This is a genomic window from Dyadobacter subterraneus (genome assembly GCF_015221875.1).
Taxonomy (GTDB): domain Bacteria; phylum Bacteroidota; class Bacteroidia; order Cytophagales; family Spirosomataceae; genus Dyadobacter; species Dyadobacter subterraneus.
The window spans coordinates 3583118-3605544 of record NZ_JACYGY010000001.1 but is presented as its reverse complement, the minus strand read 5'-3'; the positions used below and the strand labels follow the sequence as shown (position 1 = coordinate 3605544).

Here is a 22427-nt window from a genome sequence, read left to right as displayed (position 1 = left end):
TAAGAAAGTATTCAAATTTAACACATCAGCTCATGAAATCGCATAAAAAAGGTAATTCCGATATCGTAATAAACGGGGTGAATACCTTTAAACCTCGTTTATCAACAACAGTGCTTGCAGCTACCTTTTTAGTAACTGCATCGATTACAGGTTACAGCCAAAATTATCAAAATAATTATGGCAGTCAGCAATACGGAAATCAGCAGCAATATGCTAATCCGCAGCAATATGGTAACCAACAACAATCATATACTAACGGACAATCGGCCAGTTCGCAACAAAGTCTTGAGTCTTTGGTTGCCCAGTATAATGACGATGTCAGAAATGACATTTTGATTGCAACGCAGTATCCGGATATTTTGAGCAAACTTGCCCAAATCCGGGATAATACATCACAGGCTTTTCAATCAACCATCCAGGATTATCCTCAGAAAAAACAAAACTGGTTTTACGAGGTTTCCCGTTATCCGGATTTGATGCATCAGCTTGCTACATTGCCACGTCGACAATCCAGAGAACAGATCGATGGATTGGTATCAAATGTTCCGAACGCATCTGCGGATTTAAAAGAATCTGCCTGGAAATTATACAATAATCATCACAGTGATTTGGTAACGGTTGATAATTTAAATCAACAAGCCATGAATTCTTTTGAAGATATGGTGAGCCCATTAAACAGTGATGCTCAAAGTGCTTTCAGAAGTTTGCAGGAAATGCCGGACGTATTGTCTATTTTGAATGATCACAGTGATCTTACAGCCCGTTTAGGACGTGAATTCAGAAATGATCCGGATGGAACTCGTCAAGACCTTGCCGATCTTCATAACAAACTTGAAGCTCAAAACAAACAGGATTTAGCAGATTATCAACATGATCTGGCTCAGGATCCGCAAGCCCAACAAGAATATAATCAGGCGCAGCAACAATATGCTTCGGCTAATAATGGTTACAGCTATCCTGCACCAACCGGTGATAAAGTTGTCAACATCTACAATAACCCTTACCCATACTGGTTTGGTTACCCTTCATGGTATGGTTCGGCGATGTGGTATCCTGGTGCATATGGTTTCGGTGGCGGTTTGTATTATGGAATGGGCTTATATGGATTTCCTAGTTTCGGATTTTCAAGCTGGTTCTTCGGTGGGGCTTACAGATATTATCCGCACTTATATCGTACTTATGGTAATTTCTACCGTAATAACTATTTGTCAAGAGGGCGTTTTATTTCGCCTCGCAGCAATGGTTTCATAGGAGCAGCAGGAAGACATTACAGTCCAAATATGGGTATGGCTCGTTCAAACTGGTTGTCATCACCTAATCGTGGCGGAGGTTATAATCAAGGACGGATTTATTCACAAGGCTCACGTTCAATGGCGCCAAGCCAAAGTTATGGAAACAGAAGTTATGGCGGAAGCAGTTTTAGCAGACCATCCAACGGCGGAGGTTTCAGCAGAGGCGGTGGTGGATTTAGTGGCGGTGGTTTCCGTAGCGGCGGAGGCGGTGGTGGAATGAGAGGTGGCGGCGGACGTCGTTAATTAGTTGATGTGTTTATATAGTTTGAAGCAAAAGAGGCAGTCGACATGACTGCCTCTTTTTGTTATAAATGAATTATAATTTCCTTCTTTTGGCCCGCCAGTTTTTTAGATCCTTGTAAATAGTCTCAGGATACAAAGTCAGCCCGTAACTATAATACATCCCGCCGAAATGATGATCAATATTTCCACTTTTTATCGCATTGCGATACCCGGTTTGTAAATAAAGTCCGGCCCAAGGTGTTAGCTTATGTTCAGCGTAGACACCAATCTGGAAAGGTTGGAAATATCGTTCTTTTCTTCTCATCAAAATGTCTTCAAAAAAATCTTTATAATGTGAAGATTGCTTACCAATTCCAAATTCTACGGGAGCAAGTAGTGTCCATTTTTTTGTTTTTAGGACAGGATACCAATACGCCAGACTTAGAAACTGAACGTCTGTCTGGGTTAGGGAAGACATGTTGATTCTTGGTGACAGCACTTTATGCCAACGTAAAATCGATTTGGTAGCGTCATATCCCATCCAGTAATATCCCAAAGTAATGCGATGTGATTTTTTTCCAAAACTCAAACCGGCGCGCAATCCCCAGATATTGAAATGTTTATTTTGGATGTAGGTATTACGGGAGTCAAAATTAAAAAGCAGCCCTACTTTTGGAGCAGAGGAAGTATCAGTATCTTTTTCTGCACGAAGCGTGCACGAAATCAAAACAAACAAAAAGCAAAGACAAACAGATTTTAATCCTGTAACGTATTCAGCCTTGCGCATTCTGATTTTCATACTCGATACTTCCTCTTTTTAATTATTTTAAAAGATTTTTTCGTTTTTCCCTGCTGCTGTAAATGAATTCATAAATCGTTGGCAGGATCAAAAGCGATAATAACGTTGCTGTCATTAATCCTCCAATCACTACAATGGCCAAAGGTTTCTGCGTTTCAGACCCTATTCCGGTACTAAGTGCGGCTGGCAAAAGTCCAAGGGATGCCATTAGTGCCGTCATGATTACCGGCCTCAAACGTGACCTTGCGCCGTCTTTAATCGCTTCAACCAATGGCATTCCAGCTTGTAAATTGTGTCTGAACTTATTTACGAGAATTACACCATCCTGCGTTGCCACACCAAATAAAGCAATGAAACCAACACCTGCTGAAATACTAAAATTAACACCTGTGATCAGTAAAGCTGCGATTCCACCAATTAACGCAAAAGGAACGTTTAACAATACAAGTACCGAATCCAGCGTATTTCCGAATGATGCGAAAAGTATAAAAAATATCAATAAAATACTAATTGGTACGACGATCATTAATTGTTTTTCTGCCCGTTCCTGATTTTCAAATTCGCCATTCCATTTTATTTCATAACCTTTTTCAAGTTTGACATGATCTTTAACTTTTTGACGCGCTTCATCCACAGCACTTCCCAGGTCGCGACCGCGCACAGAGAACTTAACTGCGATAAATCTCGCATTATCTTCTCTGTAAATAAAGGCAGGGCCAGCCTGGTTTTTAATGGCTGAAATTTCTTTCAGCGGTATTTTTCCTCCATTTAAAGTTGGAACAAGTAAATTTCCAATCTGATCAATTGATGAACGATAGGGCAGGTCGTATCTTAAACGCAGATCAAATTTTCGTTCTCCTTCATAAACCTGGCTTACTGCCTTACCACCAATGGCCATTTCGATAACGGCATTGGCATCCGCCGCATCTACGCCGTACTGTGCCATTTTATCAGGATTTAAGGTAATCCGTAATTCCGGTTGGCCCAGGTTTCGAAAAATTCCCAGATCTTCAATCCCACTAACCGTTTTAAGCTGAGCAAAAACCTCATCCGATTTTTTGTCAAGAAGATTTAAATCATTACCTGTAATTTTGACGGCAATGGAGCCTTTGACACCTGAAACTGCTTCTTCCACGTTATCAGAAATAGGTTGTGAAAATCCAAAGTCAATTCCTTTGTAAACAGCCAGTTTTGCCTGCATCTGGGCAATTAATTCTTCCTTGGAAATATCCCGTTTCCATTCTTCCTTTGGGAATAAATCAACAAAAAATTCCTGGTTGAAAAAGCCCGTTGCATCGGTACCATCATTTGGTCTTCCGGTTTGTGAAATGACACCTCTTACTTCGGGAAACTGTTCAAAAATCTGACGAAATTTCCGGGTATAATGATAACTGTCTTCCAGACTTACGGAAAGCGGCATACTTGCCCGTACATAAATAGATCCTTCATTTAAATGCGGAAGAAATTCTGAACCAACCCAGCGGAAGGAAAAGATCGCGATCGAAAGTGCTGCCACAGCCGTGATAACCGCTCTTTTGGGATGGAGCATCACGTGGTTAAGCAGAGGTGAATAATTTCTGTTAAGCCATTCGATAATTGGATTATGGCGTTCACGAACATTTTTGTTTAATAAAATGCTGCTCATTACCGGCACAAAAGTCAGGGCCAATAATAGTGCTCCCAAAAGTGCAAAACCCATCGTAAATGCCAGCGGACTGAAAAGTTTTCCTTCCACTTTTTGGAAAGAAAAAATCGGTAATAATGCCGTAATGATGATCAGCTTGGAAACAAAAATGGATTTTCCCATTTCCACCGCCGTTTTGAGAATTTTTCCAAGCTTAGCACGTTTGTTAAATTTCTCCATGCCTTCGGTTTCGGCCCAGTGGGCGAGCATTACAAAGAGTCCTTCGACCATTACAACGGCTCCGTCAATGATAATACCAAAGTCAATAGCGCCAATAGAAAGCAAGTTAGCACTCATGCCTTTTGCGCGCATTAGTATAAAGGCGAATAATAGCGCCAATGGAATTACCAGTGCAACGGTTACAGTGGTGCGCCAATCTGCAAGGAAAATCAAGAGAATTACGGTAACCAGCGTAATACCCATTGCTACATTTTCTCCAACGGTTCTTAACGTGTGACTATTCAATTCAGTCCGGTCGTAGAATACTTTGATTTTAACATCGGAAGGAAGAACGATAGTGTTTAAGTAGTCTACTTTTGCTTTCAAAGCAGGTAAAACTTCTCCTGGATTTTCACCTTTTCGCATCAATACAATTCCTTCCACAGCATCATCATGGCTGTCGCGACCGACAATTCCCAGTTGAGGCAAAGCAGATTCATGTACGGTTCCAATGTTTGTCATTCTCACAGGAACGCCATTGAGATTTTTGACAATAATTTTTTCGATGTCCGCAACACTGGTCACAATCCCGATTCCACGAACTACAAAAGCCTGCTGTCCCTGTCGTAAAACATCACCGCCAACGTTCACATTTGCTCTTTGCAAAGCGCTGTAAATATCAAGTGCGGTCAGATTGTATTTAGCGAGAAGATTAGGATTTACGCTAACTTCAAATGTTTTAATATGACCACCGAAACTCACCACATCTGCTACGCCAGAAACCGCTTTCAGGCTTTTTTCAACAACCCAGTCCTGAATTGTTTTCAACTCGGTATTTGTTTTAGTATCCGATTCCAATGTGTAGCGGTAAATTTCCCCGGTAGGTCCTGCTGGCGGCTGAATTTCTGCGTCTACACCATCTGGAAGATTAACATTGGCGAGCTTTTGAGAAGCTTCCATTCTGGCATTGAATCCATCGATCCCATCTTCAAAAACAATTTTGATAAAGGATAATCCGAATAAATTAATTGAACGCAAAGCAGATTTATGACTGATTGAATTCATTTCTGTTTCAATCGGAACAGAAATAAAACGCTCTACTTCTTCGGCGCTTCTTCCAGGCCACTGCGTGATAATCACCACTTCCGTATTGGTAACGTCCGGGTAGGCTTCAACAGGCGTAAAATAGAAACTAACCGCGCCGGCCACTACTACGAGAAGTGTTATAAAAAAGATAATCGCCTTGTTTTTGAGCGAAAATCCGATGATGCTTTTTATGAGCTTATCCATAGAATCAATTATTGGTTAATTCGCTGAATAACATTAATGCACCTTCTGTAACGACTTTATCCCCATGTTGTAAAGCTCCTTTTACATACATGAATTTGGAAGTGTTTTTCAATATTTCCACAGGAATAGCTTTGTATTCGCCCGCTTTCACTTCCTTAATTACAAAATAACTATCCTGACTAAAAATCACAGAAATCGGATTTACTGCCAATAATTTTTCAGGTTTTTCGATATGCAGTTTTACGTTACAAAACATATCAGGTTTCAGCAATCCGCCTGGATTTGCAAGAACGACTCTTGCCTGTAAAACTTTGCTGTCATTATCAATGACCTGACTGATATTGGAAATTGATCCTGTGAAAACTTTGTCGGGATAGGCCAGCGTGGTGATATTAACCTGTGCTCCTTGTTTCACTGCCTGAATATCAGATTCATAAATATTGATCAATACCCAGACATCTGTTAAATCGGAAATGGTGAATAAAGGATCAGAATTATCCGAACGGATCTGCATATCTGCATTGACATTTTTTTCAACCACATATCCATTTTCAGGTGCTTTAACCGTGAAAACCGGTTGTTTACCCGGGCCTCCCGTTCCCCCATAAAGTTTCAAAACCTGATTGGAACGCTCCAATTCCGAACTGGCAATTTCCAATTGTTTTCGCGCATTTACCAGATCATTTTCAGACGAAAACTTGGTTTTATAAAGTTGCTCAACATTTTCTGCATTACGTTTGGCGATATCAAAATTGGCTTTGGCTGTATTTTGATCTTTTAAAAAATCACTTACATCACCACTTTGAAGCGTAGCTAAAATTTGTCCTTTTTTTACATAAGCACCCAGATCTGCTTTTACTTCCAGCACATTTCCGCTAACGATCGGAAAAACTTTATCCACTTTTTTCTGGTCAAAAGAAACTTGTCCGGTGAATTGAAGTTCTTCTTCAAAATTTCTCAATTCTACGGTATCCGTCCGGAATGTCGAGCCGGTATCTTTTGTTTCCGCTTCCTTTGGTTTTTCCGAGCGGTTGCACGCTGCCAGCCATAAAAAGGCCAGTGGGACGAATCCTATCAATATTTTCATGAGGCGAGAATTTTAGAAGGTTTTAGTATTGGTAACAAAATTGAGTAGTTGCTGTGCCTGGAAAAGATCATTTTGAAGATCAATCAGATTTGTCTTCGCATCTTTGTACGCTCTGATTTTGTCAATAAAACTGACCAGATCAATAATCCTTTTTGCATAATCTTCCGTCGCATTTTTCGAAATTTCCTCTATGCTTTCAAGATAAGCCTGAGAAATTTTTTGTTGCTGAATTAATGCCTGCTGATATTGCTGGGATGCTGAAACTACATCCTGTTCAACCTGCAAATGTGTCAGATCAGAGGTTGTTTTAGACTGGTCGATACCCACTTTTGCACTTTGAATATTTCCCTGATTTCTGTTTTTTACAGGTAAGTCAATTAATGCCTGGACACCTACATAGTGCGGAAATGCAGATCCGACACGCTGGTAATCCGCACCAACTGTAAGTGTTGGAGTTGCCAAAGAACGCTGATAAGTCAGATTATTCTGGTTGTACTGGATCTGTAACTGTGCGGCTTGCAAATCAGGTCTGTTGGCATAGGCAAGATCCAGAAGCTGCGTTAAAGCGGGAGTCGTATTTGTAGTTGGGGATGAAGCTGATGGTACAATGTAAACCGTTCCGCTTTCTGCCAGTAAAACCCGCATGATGGCTTCATCCTGAGAAATCTGAACATTCAGATTGGCAAGATCTCTTTCGAAATTCTTTTGTTCAAGTTCAAGTCTTGTAACCTCATAAGGGGCGATTACGCCAAGTTTCAGTTGTGCCCGAAAAGCTTCCAGCAAATTTTCCAAACGCAGACGCTCTTCATTCAGCATTCGTAATTTGGCTTGTTCATTGACCAGATTTCCGAAAGTCTGCGATAAAGTGTAACGCGCATTGCGCATCACATCCTGAAATGCAGATTGTTGCAAAGCCACGTTGGATTGCGCCAGTTTAACCAGTTTACTTCTGCTCCCGGTCAAACTTAAAACCTGTTGAAGCTGCAAATTGATAACGCCGCCCGTTGGGTTGATTAAATCTTCCTGTTTTCCGTAAGGTAAAAATTTGTGCGTGTAGCCGTTGTAAAGATTTGTCTCTACAAAAAGATTAGGATTGTACCATAATTTGGCCTGCTCAACGCCTGCTTCTGCAATATTGACATTGAATTTTTGGGCAATCAGCGCAAAGTTTTTTTGGACAAACCGCTCCTGGGCCTGTTCCAGTGTGAGCCTTAATGTGTCCTGCCCGGAACTGGGAAGAACGGAAATCAGGTTTAAGCTTAGTAATAGTAATGTTTTCTTCATATCAAGGTGAGATAGTTAATCTGAACCTAAAATAGAAAAATATTTTATAGTTTAAGTATACTTTAAGGATAAGAAAGTTACCTCGACATTTCTCTTCGATTGTAGCTTTCTGAAAAGATCAAAATGTAATGCATGTTCATCAGAACATTTACTGATACCAAAGACGATAAAAACTTAGTAAATTGGCTCTTATGCCTGTTATGCCTATAATCTAACATTGTTATTTTAAATATGGATGTAAGAAATTACATTGATCCAACTCAGTTTAATATTAAGAACTTTAATTCTGATGGTTTAATCATATTCGAAAAGGAATAAAATAGGCACAATTTTAATCCACTAAAAATGATGAGCTGATCCGGAAAGTTCTTGATACCATTCAATCATTCTATCATTCAAAATTCATTCATTAACAAATTCCAGTTTCTTTCCAGTTTTGTTTTTGAACTTTGTTTCTTATGAAGATACTGATAATTGAAGACGAAGCGGAATTGCAGGAAGTGATACGCCAGTCGCTGGAAAAGGAAAGTTTTCTTGTTGAAACGGCATCTGATTATTTAAGTGCTTTGGACAAGATTATTTCCTTTGATTACGATTGTATTTTACTGGATATCATGATTCCGGGCGGCAGCGGACTGGATATTCTTCAGGAACTTAAAGACCTCAATAAATCTGATAACGTCATTATTATTTCGGCAAAAGATTCCTTGGATGATAAACTTACTGGCCTGGAACTTGGCGCGGATGATTATCTGACCAAACCTTTTCACATCGCAGAATTAAATGCCAGGATTAAATCTGTTCTGAGACGAAAATCATTCGGCGGAAAAAATACCGTTGAACTGGCGAATGTTAAACTGGATCTTGATGACCGGACAGTTCATATTGATAACGAATTGTTAGCACTAAACCGTAAAGAATTCGATATTCTGACCTATATGGTTGTTAATAAAAACCGTCTCGTCAATAAAACTTCTCTGGCGGAACATGTCTGGGGCGATCATATGGATGAGGCGGACGATTATGAATTCATTTACTCGCAAATAAAAAATCTGCGCAAGAAATTGAAAGACAGTCAGGCTGGTGCGGAAATTCAGGCGGTTTATGGTTTGGGTTATAAACTGGTGGTATTATGAAACTGCTTAACCATACGCTTAAATATCTTTCGATCACCCTGTTTGTAATCATAAGTGTCTGGGCTGCCATTTTTTATATCAATATGCTTGATGAAGTATATGATAGTCTGGATGATGGGCTGGACAACTATAAACTTCTGATAATTAAAAAAGCGCAGGAAGATTCGACGATTCTTACCAAAAATGATTTTGCAGAAAGTAATTATGAAATCAGAGAAATTGCAGAGTCTTCGGCATTGCCACAAAAAGATATTCACGTAGACACGCTCATGTATATGCTGAATGAAGAAGATTTTGAGCCGGTTCGTATGCTTACTTCTGCTTTCAAACTTAATAATCGGTATTACGAATTGAAAGTAATTTCGTCGATGGTTGAGGAAGATGACCTGATCGAGGATTTATTTTATTCGTTGATATGGCTTTACATAACGTTAATTGTCAGCATTATTATTGTTAATAATTTTTTGCTGAAAAAAACCTGGAAGCCGTTTTACCTTTTGCTCGAACAGCTCAAACAATTTAAATTAGGAAAAGATCCGGTCATTAAACCCGCTGATACACAAGTCAAAGAATTTAAAGAACTGAATGAAGCAGTTGGTTTGCTAATAAACCGTTCTTTGGAAGCTTATAACGGACAAAAACAATTTATCGAAAATGCTTCTCACGAACTGCAAACGCCTCTTGCGATCAGTATTAACAAGCTGGAATTGCTGGCAGAAAAAGAAGATCAAACCGAAACAAATCTCGTAGCGATTGGCCAGGTTATTCAAACTTTGGAACGACTTACGAAGCTCAATAAATCCTTATTGTTGTTGTCAAAAATTGAGAATAAACAGTTTCAAGATAATGAGCAGGTTAATATCAATTCCGTTTTCAAAACCATTATTGAGGAATTTACAGATTTTGCGGACTATAAAAATGTAACTTTTTCATTCCAGGAAAACGGTCAGTTGTTTGTCGGAATGAATAAAAATCTGGCTGAAATACTGGTTACCAATTTTATTAAAAATGCCATTGTACATAATATTCCGAATGGATTTGTGCGGGTAACTGTAAATCCGTCTTCGTTTACTATTCATAATTCAGGAAGTGAGGTGCCTCTGAACCAGGAATATATTTTCAAAAGATTTCATAAAAAGACCAATGAGAAAAATTCCACAGGTTTGGGTTTGGCAATTGTTAAGGCGATAGCTAATTTGTATGATTTGTCGGTGGGATATGCTTATGAAAACGGACATCAGATGACAGTTTCTTTCAAATAAAACCTGTGCCGGAAAATTACCAAGTCTTTCCGGTTTTGACTTTTAACATTGTATCAACAAACGTTAAAAGTATGAAACACGTCATCACAACACTGATATTCCTGGCTATTAATTCAGTCGCTTTTAGCCAAACAGACTCTCTGACAAAAAGACTTCCGGCGAAAATCCATCACGCCGAACCAATTTATATGGACCTGATCCGTGATCTTGGCGCTCGAAAAGGAGAAAAGGAATTGAATCTGGGCTGGGGTTTGGAAAACAAAAGCGGATACATAGCAAACACTGGATTTTTTGAATATGAATTTTCTCCGGTTAACCGTTTGGGGCTTGAAGTTGAAGTTCCGTTTACTTTTTACAAACCCGCATTTGAACATAAAGAAGGTGACGAAATGCCAAGAAACAGAATGGAAGGTATTAAACTTGCCTCTCAATATACTTTTCTGGTAGCACCGAAATATGGAATGTCTATGGCAATCGGATACATTCACGAGTTTAAGGCACATTCTTTTTATTCGTTAAGCCACGGCTCGGCTCCGTTGAAAGGACATAGCATGAGTCCGTTTTTTGTCGTTGCAAAAAGATGGGGAAAACATGTTCATTCTATGATTTACACAGGTCCTGAATGGGAATTTACCGCGGGAGAAAGCAAGCCCGAAAGGTATTATCAGGTGAATGCCAGTATGCATTATGAATTTGGCGGAACCGGAAATTTGCTGGGTGTGGAAGTGAATCAGGAATATTTGGGAATGAAGGCTGAAACGGTGGTTCGTCCGCAAATTAAATTGGCATTAACTCCCAATCTTGCGTTAGGAATAGTGACCGGAATTCCATTAAATTTAAAAGATCATGGCGTCAGCATTCTGGCCCGTGTGATTTACGAACTTCCGAGACGAAAAAGGTAATTTTTACCGGCTATTTTGATTAAAACCGGATTTTTGATTTTATAAACTAAATTTAATCTATTATGAAAAAGTTGATTTTTGTTGCCTGTATAATGTTTTATGCTGCTGTAAGTTTTGGCCAGGATATTAAAGAAGCAGATGTGCCTTCAGTAGTACTTAATACTTTCAAACAGCAATATGCAAAAGCTGAAAAAGTGGAGTGGAAACAAAAGGCGGGATTGTATAAGGTTGAATTTAAAATCGTAAAAGATGATCATGAACTTTGGCTTGACAAAACCGGAAAAGTTGTAAAACATAAACAGGAAATAAAAGCTGATCAGTTACCAAAAGAAGTGACAGCCGCCATTGTTAAAGACTATAAAGGATATACAATCCACGATCCGAAAAAAACGGATAATGCAGGTGTGGTTACATACAAAGTTGAATTAAAAACGGCAGGATCAGAAATGCATTTGACCTTTGACAAAACGGGTAAAGTTGTCAGCAAAAAGAAGGAAGACTAAATTTTTGTTTGATCTATTTTTTGTAATATTATTAGACGGAATGTTAACCGCGGGAAGCGTTTCTATGGCATTTGGTCTTTTTTTCAAAATTTTGAGTTGTAAATACAGAAATAGGAAATTTTTTTTCGGAAAGTCCGTTCTCTATTTGTAAATTCAAAATGAATTCGAAATTGATCTGTAATTTGGTACAGGTTTTGTAAGGATCATTAGAATTCGTGTCAAACCCGATTTTATCAAAAGTGACAATTTTTATTTCCAGCATATGAGGTATTCGGAAATTCTTGAAAATGTTCAGCACTACGTGGGGCATTTTTTCGGCGCAAAAGAGGACAGGACGTTAACGTTCCATAACTTTGCGCATACCCGGGATGTTGTTATGCATGCTACCAAAATGGCCCGCCACTACGGGCTTGATGAGAGAGAAACTTTTATTCTTACGACAGCTTCCTGGTTTCACGATACTGGTTATTTTACAGGTGAGCCCTGTGGGCATGAGCAAAGAGGTGCAGATATGGCACGCAGTTTTCTTTCAAAATTGGGTATTGAAGAATCCCTGATTCTGGAAGTGCAGAAGTGTATCATGGCAACGGTTATGCCTCAGAAACCTGAGAATTTGTTACAGCAAATTATGTGTGATGCCGATTTGTATCATTTTGGCACCGAACAATTCTCGGCACGTGATATGCTGATGCACGAGGAAGTTGAAAGAAAAACCGGATGTAAAATTGACAGCAGCCATTGGAGAAAAGCGACGATTTGTCTTTTGGAATCACATTTTTTCAAAACTGATTACGGACAAAAATTGCTTGAATTCGGTAAAAAGAAAAACCTGGAAAGGTTGAAACGTAAAGAATCGAGAGGAATGATGGCAATGTCTCACCAGCCAAACAGATGTGCTGAATAATTGTTGCATTTCTTTTTAAGAATATAAAAATAGGGGAGAGCTGATTTCAGCTTTCCCCTATTTGCTTTTTGACTCAATATTATCTTATTTTTTTCCTTTGATAGGCAAGGTAAACCAGTGGAAGCCATCTCTTGCGATAAGTGCTTCTGCGATTTCCGGTCCCCACGAATCAGCAGAATAATTCGGGAAGTTGAGACTCTTTCTTCCCTGCCATGCATTCAGAATAGGCATGATCAGTTCCCAGGCTGTTTCAACCTGATCGCCGCGCATGAACAAAGTCTGGTCACCAAGCATGGTATCCAAAAGCAAAGTTTCATATGCTTCCGGTGCTTCTGTTGTGTAAGTTCCTTTATAATCAAAAACCATATCAACAGCATTCAGGTACATATCCAATCCCGGACGTTTTGCCTGGACTTGCAAACGTATGCTCATTTCAGGCTGAATGCTGATAATAAGTCGGTTTTGCTGCCAGCTCTCGTTTGCCTCTTTGGGGAAAACCATATGCGGAACGTCCTTGAACTGAATCGTAATGACCGAAGCAGACTGGTGTAATCTTTTTCCGGTACGTACATAAAAAGGAACGCCCTGCCACCGCCAGTTGTCTACAAAAAACTTGATCGCAGCAAAAGTTTCCGTATTGGATTCTTTGTCTACGTTTGGTTCTTCACGGTAGCCCGGTACTTCTTTTCCTTTCATCCATCCGCTTCCATATTGTCCGCGAACGGCTGATAAACGTACGTCTTCCGCGGTGAATTTGCGCATAGCTTTTAATACATCTACTTTGCGGTTACGGATTTCGTCAGCATCAAAACTTACAGGCGATTCCATCGCCACCAGACAAAGCAGTTGAAGCAAGTGATTCTGGATCATGTCACGCATCGCGCCTGAGCCATCGTAATAATCACCGCGTTCTTCTACGCCCAATTGTTCGGTCACGGAAATTTGTACGTGTTCTATATAATTCCGGTTCCAGATTGGTTCCAAAATCGCATTGGCGAAGCGGAAAGCCATGATATTCTGAACCGTTTGTTTACCCAGATAATGGTCAATACGATAAATCTGTTTTTCATCAAAAATGCCTGAAAGCAATTTATTTAATGAAACAGCAGATTCAAGATCGTGACCAAATGGCTTTTCAATAACAATCCTGGTTTTTTCAGGATCTTCGGCCAGATTACTTTTTGAAATATTCTCAGCAATAATCGGGAAGAAATTCGGAGATACGGCCAGGTAATAAATTACGTTCGCTTCTGTTCCCCATTCTGCATTATGTGCAGCAATTCTTGCGCCAAATTCCTTATATGTTTCGTGATTGTTAATGTCAGAAACCTGGTAATGAAGATGCTGGGAGAAATCCGCCCATTTGTCATCTTTTACCTTTCCACTTCTTGAAAAAGAATTAATTCCTTCAAGAAGTTTTCCTTTGAAATCTTCGTCAGAAAGAGGCGTGCGGCCCGTTCCAATGATAGAAAATTGATCAGGCAACCAACCTTCCAGATATAAATTATATAAAGCGGGGGCCAGTTTTCGTGAATTCAGGTCACCGGTACCGCCAAAAATTATAAATATGGTCGGCTGTGATTTAATTGTTGAATACATGATGTCGTTAGTTTAACGGACTACTTTTAATATTTCCGGTTAGTTTTTTGGAACCCATTGCGTATGGAAAACACCTTCTTTTCCAATCAGTTCGTAGGTATGCGCGCCAAAGAAATCCCGCTGTGCCTGGATCAGGTTTGAAGGCATTCTTTTGCTACGGAAAGCATCAAAATAACTTAGCGAAGCAGCAAAAGCAGGAACCGCGATACCACTGGAAACCGAAGTGGAAATAACAGACCGCACACCGGAAATTGTTTCATTTACAGTTTTGGCAACACTTTCGTCCAAAAGCAAATGAGCCAGCCCATTGTCTTTTTCGTAAGCATTGTAAATATCATTCAAGAAAGCGGAACGGATGATACAACCACCACGCCAGATTTTAGCGATTTCCGACAGATTTAAACCATAATTATATTCAACCGATGCGTTCGAAAGCATTTGCATTCCCTGCGCATAAGTGATGATCATAGCAAAATAAAATGCTTCTTCAAGTTCAGCTAAAAACGCTTCCTGATCTACATCAAGTTTTGCAGTTTCAGTTGTACTGTATAAAGTCGCTGCTTTTTCACGAAGTGCCTTATATTTTGACAAATCGCGCATCGCGACAGCCGTATCAATGGTAGGAATTGGTGATTGTAAATCCATTGCAGCCTGGGAAGTCCATTTTCCGGTTCCTTTTGCTCTGGCTTCATCCTTAATATCATCCAGAAGCAAGTGATCCGTACCCGGCGCTTTGTATTTGAAAATATCGGTTGTGATATCAATCAGGAAAGATTGCAAGCGACCTTCGTTCCATTTTACAAAAAGTTTCTGAATGGAATCGTCATCCAGTTTCAAGCCGGTCTTTAGAATTTCATAAGTTTCCGAAATCAACTGCATTAAACCATATTCGATACCATTGTGAACCATTTTAACAAAATGACCAGCCGAACCTTGTCCGATATACGTGACACAAGGTGCACCATCCACTTTAGCTGCTATCGATTCCAGAATTGGTTTCATCACATTGTAAGCATCTTTATCGCCACCAGGCATAATGCTTGGTCCTCTGCGGGCACCTTCTTCGCCGCCAGAAATTCCCATGCCGAAGAAATGGTAACCCAGGTTTTCAAGATATTCAACACGGCGGTTGGTATCAACAAAATGTGAATTTCCGCCGTCGATCAATATATCACCTTTGTCCAAAAGAGGCAAAAGTTCTTCAATTACGCTGTCTACAATCTTACCTGCCGGAACCAGCATCATGATAGCACGTGGTGTAGTTAGGCTGGCGACAAATTCCTTAACATCACTAAATCCTTTCACTTTTATATCCTTGCCTTCTTCTTCAAGCAAGACTCCTTTTGATGCATCTTTATCATATCCTGCACCGGCAAAGCCATGGTCGCCGATATTCAGTAGTAGATTTCGGCCCATGGTACCAAGGCCGATCATACCAAAATTATATTTTTGCTGATCACTCATGATTGTGGAAATGTTTCTTTTTTAAGATCTTCAAGAATTTTTTTCGTGGATTCGAAACCGGTGTGGTGAAAGGCGCGTATTCCTAATTTCTGTGCCGTGGTGGTAAACATGATCCTGTCGTCAAAGTAGATGCATTGCTGTGGAGTTGCCTGAGCAATACCCATTGCAATATTGAAAATTCCAGGATCAGGTTTGCGGATCTTTACTTCACAGGAAGAAATAAACGCGTCAAAACACTGGTGTAATTTAAATTTGCGAACCCGGTAGTCATTCAATTCTTTTCCTTCATTATTAATGGAAATAACACGAAAGCCACAGTCTTTTTTCCATTCTTTAAGCCATTGGAGCATATCAGGCAATTCGACAGATTGCGAATAAATGAATGCTTTGAAATCTTCGCGGGCAAAATCGCGGGGATGATTGAAAATTACGGTGTCAAGATATTCGTCCAAGGTAATACTGCCAATTTCATAAACATTGAAAATGAAATTATGCAGCACATTCACCTCGTCATAGTCAAGTCCGAATTTTTCTGCTGCCATTTTGCGGGATTCGTGCCCCCAGCCATTGCTGAGGAGCACGCCACCGATATCAAAAAACAGTATTTTAAGATCAGTTCTTTCCATTATTTACAAATTAGCTGACTTTGGATTTTTGTTCTTCAATAGCTTCCAATAATTTATGGAATGGCTTATTGAATTTATCAATTCCTTCTTCTTCCAGCTGTTTTGTAATGGCATCGATGTCGATACCGGCTTCTTTAATTTTTTCAAGGATCTCAGTCGCACCTTCAAGATCATCTTCCAGACGGCTTGCAGGATCGCCATGATCACGGTATGCTTCCAGTGTTTCCAAAGGAATCGTATCAACAGTATCAGGACCGATAAGTGCCTCTACATATTTTGTATCCTTGAATGCAGGATTTTTGCTGCTTGTACTTGCCCAAAGCAAACGCTGAGGAACAGCACCTAAATCAGCCAATTTTTTCCAACGCTCTGTGCTGAACACTCTTTTGTAAATTTCGTATGCTTTTTTGGCAGAAGCGATTGCCACTTCACCTTTCAAATCGCCAAGTCCTTTTTCATCCAGAAGCGGATCAACCAAAACATCGATACGGCTGAGGAAGAAACTAGCAACCGAAGAAATTTTATCAACCGGCAATCCTTTTGCAGCTCTTTCTTCCAAACCTGAAATGTAAGCCTCAGTAACCGCTTCGTAACGATCAAGTCCGAAAAGCAAGGTAACGTTAATGTTTAAACCTTCGCTGATTGTTTTCTGGATGGCAGCAAGTCCTGGCTCAGTTCCAGGAATTTTGATCATCACGTTTGCTTTGTCAACTTCTTTCCAAAGTTCAAGTGCCTGTTTGATCGTTCCTTCGGTATCAAGGGCAAGGAATGGGGAAACTTCAAGACTTACATAACCATCAGCTCCTTCGACACCTTCTTCATCATAAACCGGTCTTAATAAATCACAAGCCAGTTTAATATCTGCTACCGCAAGACCGAAAAATATTTCCTCGTTTGTTTTATCACCTTTTGCTAACTCACTAATATCGGCGTCATAGTCAGAACTGCTGCTGATCGCTTTTTCGAAAATTGCAGGATTGGAAGTAACACCTCTTACGCCATCGTCTTCAACCAGTTTTTTCAAGTCACCTGAAAAAATAATCTTGCGATCAATAAAATCCAGCCAGATGCTTTGACCGAAGTCGTGTATTTGTTTTACCTTATTAGTAGCCATAACCAACTTTTATTTGAATTATTAAATTTACTGTTCAATGATATAATCAAAAACAGCCAAAACCGGCTGTTTTTGATGTTTTAGCCTATTTACCTAACAAAGCTTTTGCCTTATTAATTACATTTTCTGTTGTAAAACCGAAAACTTTATATAATTCTTCTGCGGGTGCCGATTCGCCAAATGTATGCATGGCGATGATATCACCCTCATCGGTAACATATTTATGCCAACCCAAAGGTGAGCCGGTTTCTACTGCCAAACGCTTTCTGATCGCTTTTGGAAAAACTTCTTCTTTGTACGCATCACCCTGTTTTTCGAACAATTCCCATGATGGCATACTCACTACGCGCGCTGCAATTCCTTCTTCTTTAAGTTTTGCCTGCGCTGTCATAATCAGTTCAACTTCTGAACCTGTGGCGATCAAAATTACTTCCGGTGTTTCGTCTGAATCAGAAAGGATGTAAGCACCTTTTTCTAACTGTGAAGCCTTACCATATTTTGTCTGATCAAGAATTGTTAAACCCTGACGGGTGAAAACAAGTACAACAGGACCGTCCTTATGTTCCAGCGCAACGCGCCATGCCTCAGACGTTTCATTGGCATCAGCCGGACGAATTACTGTGATATTTGGAATAGAACGCAGCGAAATTAGTTGTTCAACAGGCTGGTGTGTTGTTCCGTCTTCTCCAAGTCCGATACTGTCATGGGTGTAAACAAAAATCGGTCTGATTTTCATAATTGCCGCCAGACGGATAGGAGGGCGCATGTATTCGGAGAACATCAGGAAAGTTGCACCGAAAGGAATCACACCTTTTGTCAAGGCCATTCCATTTAAAGCAGATCCCATCGCATGTTCCCTGATTCCGAAATGGAAATTACGTCCGTCTCTTTTTTCAGGTGTGAAGGAATCAAATTCTTTTAGATTCGTATCCGTGGAAGGAGCCAAATCCGCCGCGCCGCCAATAAAATTCGGAAGACTTGCAGCGATGGCATTCAATACTTTACCAGAAGCCTGGCGCGTTGCCATTTTCTTATCAGAAACTTCAAAAACTGGTAAATTATCTTTCCAGCCATTCGGCAATTCACCCGTTTTTGCCAGTTCGTATTCCGCAGCAAGTTCAGGGAATTTCTCTTTGTATTCGCTGAAAAGCTCATTCCATTTCTTTTCCAGTTCGGTTCCTTTTTCACCAACTGATTTATAATATGCAGCTACCTCGTCAGGAACTACGAAGGATTGTTCAGGATCAAATCCGAAGAATTCTTTAACCAGTTTTACTTCATCGGCTCCTAGCGGTGATCCGTGAGAACCGGCAGTGTTTACTTTATTCGGACTTCCGTAAGCAATCTGAGTTCTTACTCTGATCAATGAAGGACGGTTTTTTTCAGCTTTTGCATTTCTTACCGCGATAATTAATGCATCCACATCGTTGCCATCTTCAATAACCTGCACGTGCCAGTTATATGCTTCAAACCTTTTGCTAACGTCTTCTGTAAAAGCAATATCTGTCGCACCTTCAATAGAAATGTGATTGTCATCGTACAGATAAATCATATTTCCCAATTCCAAATGTCCCGCCATTGAAGCGGCTTCCGAAGTCACACCTTCCATCATATCACCGTCGCTGCAAATCGCATAAACGTTATAATCGAATATTTCATAACCCGGTTTGTTATAACGGGCAGCCAAATGTTTTTGCGCAATTGCAAAACCTACACCATTGGCAAAACCTTGTCCAAGCGGACCCGTTGTAACGTCAATTCCCGGAGCCAAACCATATTCCGGATGACCGGCAGTTTTACTATTAAGCTGTCTGAAATTTTTAAGGTCATCGAGCGAAAGATCGTAACCTGTGAGATGTAAATAACTGTATTGAAGCATACAGCCATGACCTGCTGATAAAATAAACCGGTCACGATTTGCCCAATCAGGATTTTTGGGATTGTAATGCATGTAATGCGCCCATAACACGTGGGCCATCGGTGCTGCGCCCATCGGCATTCCCGGGTGCCCGGAATTCGCTTTTTGTACTGCGTCTACGGATAAAAGTCTGGCGGTGTTAATACCCAGCTGTTCAATTTCCTTCGTATCTGATCCCATTTTATACTATTCTATTGGTTAAATAAATCGATGAAATGGTAGCTTCCCGCTTATTAAAATAAGTGCTTCAATCTTCCGTATTCATCATTTTAAGGTTAATTTTAGTTATGTTGTCAATAAAAAATCAATTTACCAGACTTGCTACGGAATTCCTATCATAATTTGCAAAGACTTTATCAGGAATTCCGAAACCGGGTAATACATACTGTTATTCAGTTGGATAAGAAATTTTTGATCAGATTATATATTGATTAAAATAAAATCTTTGAAATATTGACCGATGTAAAAGCGGAAAATTTAATTTTCAAAATTGATGTATTTCTGGCTTTTCTTAAATAGCTGATTAGCGGAAAATGTTGTATAGATCCTCGAATATAGATTTATGATCATCATTTTGAATTTGAATTTTTTCGAACTTTTACAAAAACATTTTAGGTTCAGAAATTGAATTTGTAGCGCCTTATTTTTTTGAATGTCAGTTTTTGAATAAACTGAGTCTTTACCTAAGTTTTTTGATTAAAATAAAATCACTAATTTAACCTCCATCTTCACAACAAGCCATCAATCAGAATACAGTTTATGTCAAAAAAGGGCCCTATAATTTCCATAGAAGATGATCCGGACGATCAGTTTTTACTCAAAAGTGTATTGGAAGAAATGAATCTTACCAATCCGGTTTACTTTTTTGAAAATGGTTTGCAGGCATTGGAATTTCTGGAAAAAACACCGGAACAACCGTTTCTAATATTATGTGATATCAATATGCCTGTCATGAATGGTCTGGAATTACGGAAACGAATTGATCAAAATCCATATTTAAAGAAAAAAGCAATTCCCTTTATATTTCTGAGTACCTCCGGCAGTTTACCTTTGATCGAAGAAGCTTATAAATCTACAATCCAGGGTTTTTATAAAAAGGGAAACAGCTTTAAGGATTTCAAAAAACAAATTGAATTAATTGTAACCTATTGGGAGTCTTGTCTTCATCCTAACACAAAACTTTAATCACCTCAGGCATAAAAAAAAGAAACCGCCAGAACTATCCAGCGGTTTCGGTAACTTATTTATTTTGAGAGCTCGGCGAATTCTTCATCGCTCAGTTTAATTTCTCCTGCTTTCAGATTTTCGTGTAAATGTTCCACAGACTTTGTCCCTGGAATAAGCAAGATATTCGGAGAACGTTTCAGTAACCAGGCCAAGGCAATTTGAGCAGTTGTCGCATTATGGTCTGCTGCAATTTTGCCTAACTTCTGAGCCAGTTTTTGCGGGCCGGAAGCAAGTGGGAACCAGGGAATAAATGCCTGTCCTTTTTTTGCAGTGTAGTCAACAATTTCTTCCCATTGTCTGTTGCCCAGATTGTAAAGATTTTGCACCGAAACAATTGGAACTACTCTTTCAGCGCGTTCAATCTGCTCAACATTAACCTCTGAAAGACCCACATATTTAATTTTACCAGCTTTTATCGCTTCTGCCACAGGTGCCAGGGTTTGTTCAACCGGGACATTCGGATCAAAACGGTGCAGCTGCCAAAGATCAATAGTATCAACTTTTAATCTTTTCAAACTCCCTTCAATATTCTGACGGATAAAATCAGGATCACCATTTGGAACCCAATTATTTGGTCCTGGACGATTAAATCCTCCTTTTGTGGCAATAATGACGCCATCCTTGTATGGATGCAGCGCATCAGAAATAAGACTTTCGTTGAAATGCGGTCCGTAAGCATCAGCTGTATCGATAAAATTTACACCGGATGCCACAGCTTCCTGCAATACTTTGATAGCGTTTTCTCTGTCTTCCACTTCGCCAAATACGCCGTGACCCGTCAGCTGCATGGCTCCATATCCCAGCCGGTTGATTTCAATATCGCTACCTAACTTAAAAGTTAGAGATGTGTTTGTACTAGTTGCCATTTTAATCTCTTATTAAATTTAATGATTAAAAGATTCATGATCTTAAATATTTAAGATTATCGGTTTTTTGAAATTGTTAACCGATTTTTACATGGAACCGTTCAATTTTTGTGCCAGTAAATGATCTTGATTTAAGATTTTGCCGGAATGTTAATTAAACGGATAATTCTCCGACCGATCATTTTAATGATGAAAAATCAGCAGCTTTTAAATAAACGGATTCTTTATTTGCAAGCAGGTCGCCGTTGGCATTACTGGCACCTCTCGCCGCAATCCATTCAGGATCATTCTGAAACTTTTCCCAGTATTCTTCCCGGGCTTGCAAACTGGGATAAGATAAGATATAAACCAGTTTAAATTCCGGATTGTCAACAGGTATCCAGAAACCCTCGATCTTCATGCCGTGTTTTTCAAAAAGCCGGATTGTGTAGTTTTCAAAACGACTTAACAAATCATCCAGTTTGCCCTCAAAGGCAGTATAAGTTCTTAATTCGTATAATCGGCCAGTTGTATTCATTGATCCGGTTTATTAATCCGACTCTTGCCGGAATGGTCTAAAATGTATTTAAATATTATAAAAATCAGGAAAAACCTTAAACAATATGATCATAAAATCTGCATCCTGCCCCTTGAAACACGTCTGATCTTTAAATCTTACAAGTTTCTAGTGTACAAATTTTCTCAAATTGTGAAAAGCCTTTTAGCTTAAAACAAAAGGTGCTCTGTAAACAAAACAGAACACCTCAGTTTATCATTTAATTTGTTTTACCAGCACTCGGATCTTGTTATCAAGATGAATAGTATCGCCTGACAAGGCAACATTATCCCCGACCTTTAAAACTTTATAGTCCTTTTCCATGCGAACACGGCTAATGACTGCGTCGAAATCTTTCCCGTTTTTATCTTTGAGATAGGCCGTGTAGCCGTCTTTTCCATATTCAATATTCTGAACTGTTCCTTTTTGTGAAAATATTTTGCTTCCTGAGCAAGAATTCAAAAAGGTAAGACCGAATAATGCGGTGGCAAAGAAACCGGCTGCAATTAAAAACTTTTTACTTTTCATGTTAAATGCTTAATGAATAACTAACT

General features: G+C 39.5%; 19 protein-coding genes. 7 read left to right on the top strand and 12 right to left on the bottom strand.

What is annotated here, in order from left to right; translation table 11 throughout:
- The first annotated feature begins 32 nt into the window (after positions 1-32).
- Entirely contained in the window at positions 33-1535 is a 1503-nt protein-coding gene (locus tag IEE83_RS14910) for a hypothetical protein (protein WP_194121341.1), read from the top strand.
- A 73-nt stretch (positions 1536-1608) separates the two neighbouring features.
- Here IEE83_RS14910 and IEE83_RS14905 read toward each other — a convergent pair whose 3' ends face one another.
- The 4 genes from IEE83_RS14905 to IEE83_RS14890 are packed head-to-tail and all read right to left on the bottom strand — an operon-like array spanning position 1609 to position 7817.
- A complete protein-coding gene (locus tag IEE83_RS14905) occupies positions 1609-2313 on the bottom strand; it encodes a hypothetical protein (protein ID WP_194121340.1) in 705 nt (234 codons plus the stop codon).
- A gap of 22 nt (positions 2314-2335) precedes the next feature.
- A complete protein-coding gene (locus IEE83_RS14900; protein ID WP_194121339.1) occupies positions 2336-5446 on the bottom strand; it encodes an efflux RND transporter permease subunit in 3111 nt (1036 codons plus the stop codon).
- 4 nt (positions 5447-5450) lie between these two features.
- Complete coding sequence (locus tag IEE83_RS14895; RefSeq protein ID WP_194121338.1) at positions 5451-6533, bottom strand: efflux RND transporter periplasmic adaptor subunit; 1083 nt, start codon at positions 6531-6533, stop codon at positions 5451-5453.
- A gap of 12 nt (positions 6534-6545) precedes the next feature.
- Complete coding sequence (locus tag IEE83_RS14890) at positions 6546-7817, bottom strand: TolC family protein (protein WP_194121337.1); 1272 nt, start codon at positions 7815-7817, stop codon at positions 6546-6548.
- A gap of 458 nt (positions 7818-8275) precedes the next feature.
- Here IEE83_RS14890 and IEE83_RS14885 point away from each other — a divergent pair, with 458 nt between their 5' ends.
- From IEE83_RS14885 to IEE83_RS14865, 5 genes are all read left to right on the top strand, one after another.
- A complete protein-coding gene (locus IEE83_RS14885; RefSeq protein ID WP_194121336.1) occupies positions 8276-8953 on the top strand; it encodes a response regulator transcription factor in 678 nt (225 codons plus the stop codon).
- Positions 8950-10215, top strand: a complete 1266-nt coding sequence (locus IEE83_RS14880; RefSeq protein WP_194121335.1) for a sensor histidine kinase — start codon at positions 8950-8952, stop codon at positions 10213-10215. Before IEE83_RS14885 ends, IEE83_RS14880 begins: the two co-directional genes overlap by 4 nt.
- 71 nt (positions 10216-10286) lie before the next feature.
- Positions 10287-11117: an HAEPLYID family protein gene (locus IEE83_RS14875; protein WP_194121334.1), complete on the top strand. Its 831-nt coding sequence runs from the start codon at positions 10287-10289 to the stop codon at positions 11115-11117.
- Between the two features lie 62 nt (positions 11118-11179).
- Positions 11180-11620 (top strand): PepSY-like domain-containing protein, encoded by a 441-nt coding sequence (locus tag IEE83_RS14870; RefSeq protein ID WP_194121333.1) that lies wholly within the window; start codon positions 11180-11182, stop codon positions 11618-11620.
- A gap of 262 nt (positions 11621-11882) precedes the next feature.
- The gene (locus tag IEE83_RS14865; protein WP_194121332.1) at positions 11883-12524 is read left to right on the top strand and encodes an HD domain-containing protein; all 642 of its coding nucleotides are present in this window, start codon (positions 11883-11885) and stop codon (positions 12522-12524) included.
- A gap of 84 nt (positions 12525-12608) precedes the next feature.
- On the opposite strand, the gene zwf is transcribed toward IEE83_RS14865, so the two are convergent.
- From zwf to tkt, 5 genes are all read right to left on the bottom strand, one after another.
- The gene (zwf, locus tag IEE83_RS14860) at positions 12609-14123 is read right to left on the bottom strand and encodes a glucose-6-phosphate dehydrogenase (protein ID WP_194121331.1); all 1515 of its coding nucleotides are present in this window, start codon (positions 14121-14123) and stop codon (positions 12609-12611) included.
- 39 nt (positions 14124-14162) lie between these two features.
- Positions 14163-15587, bottom strand: coding sequence for an NADP-dependent phosphogluconate dehydrogenase (gnd, locus tag IEE83_RS14855; protein ID WP_194121330.1), 1425 nt, complete (start codon positions 15585-15587; stop codon positions 14163-14165).
- Complete coding sequence (locus tag IEE83_RS14850; protein WP_194121329.1) at positions 15584-16213, bottom strand: HAD family hydrolase; 630 nt, start codon at positions 16211-16213, stop codon at positions 15584-15586. Before IEE83_RS14850 ends, gnd begins: the two co-directional genes overlap by 4 nt.
- Positions 16214-16223: 10 nt before the next feature.
- Positions 16224-17327: a transaldolase gene (gene tal, locus IEE83_RS14845; RefSeq protein ID WP_194121328.1), complete on the bottom strand. Its 1104-nt coding sequence runs from the start codon at positions 17325-17327 to the stop codon at positions 16224-16226.
- An 85-nt stretch (positions 17328-17412) separates the two neighbouring features.
- Positions 17413-19425 (bottom strand): transketolase, encoded by a 2013-nt coding sequence (gene tkt / locus IEE83_RS14840; RefSeq protein WP_194121327.1) that lies wholly within the window; start codon positions 19423-19425, stop codon positions 17413-17415.
- Between the two features lie 579 nt (positions 19426-20004).
- On the opposite strand from tkt, the gene IEE83_RS14835 reads away from it, so the two are divergent.
- Complete coding sequence (locus tag IEE83_RS14835) at positions 20005-20430, top strand: response regulator (protein ID WP_194121326.1); 426 nt, start codon at positions 20005-20007, stop codon at positions 20428-20430.
- Between the two features lie 59 nt (positions 20431-20489).
- On the opposite strand, the gene IEE83_RS14830 is transcribed toward IEE83_RS14835, so the two are convergent.
- The 3 genes from IEE83_RS14830 to IEE83_RS14820 all read right to left on the bottom strand — a co-directional run bounded on the left by IEE83_RS14830 (position 20490) and on the right by IEE83_RS14820 (position 22401).
- Positions 20490-21338, bottom strand: coding sequence for an aldo/keto reductase (locus IEE83_RS14830; RefSeq protein WP_194121325.1), 849 nt, complete (start codon positions 21336-21338; stop codon positions 20490-20492).
- A 178-nt stretch (positions 21339-21516) separates the two neighbouring features.
- The gene (locus IEE83_RS14825) at positions 21517-21855 is read right to left on the bottom strand and encodes an NIPSNAP family protein (RefSeq protein WP_194121324.1); all 339 of its coding nucleotides are present in this window, start codon (positions 21853-21855) and stop codon (positions 21517-21519) included.
- A 234-nt stretch (positions 21856-22089) separates the two neighbouring features.
- Positions 22090-22401 (bottom strand): hypothetical protein, encoded by a 312-nt coding sequence (locus IEE83_RS14820; protein ID WP_194121323.1) that lies wholly within the window; start codon positions 22399-22401, stop codon positions 22090-22092.
- Between the last annotated feature and the right edge of the window lie 26 nt (positions 22402-22427).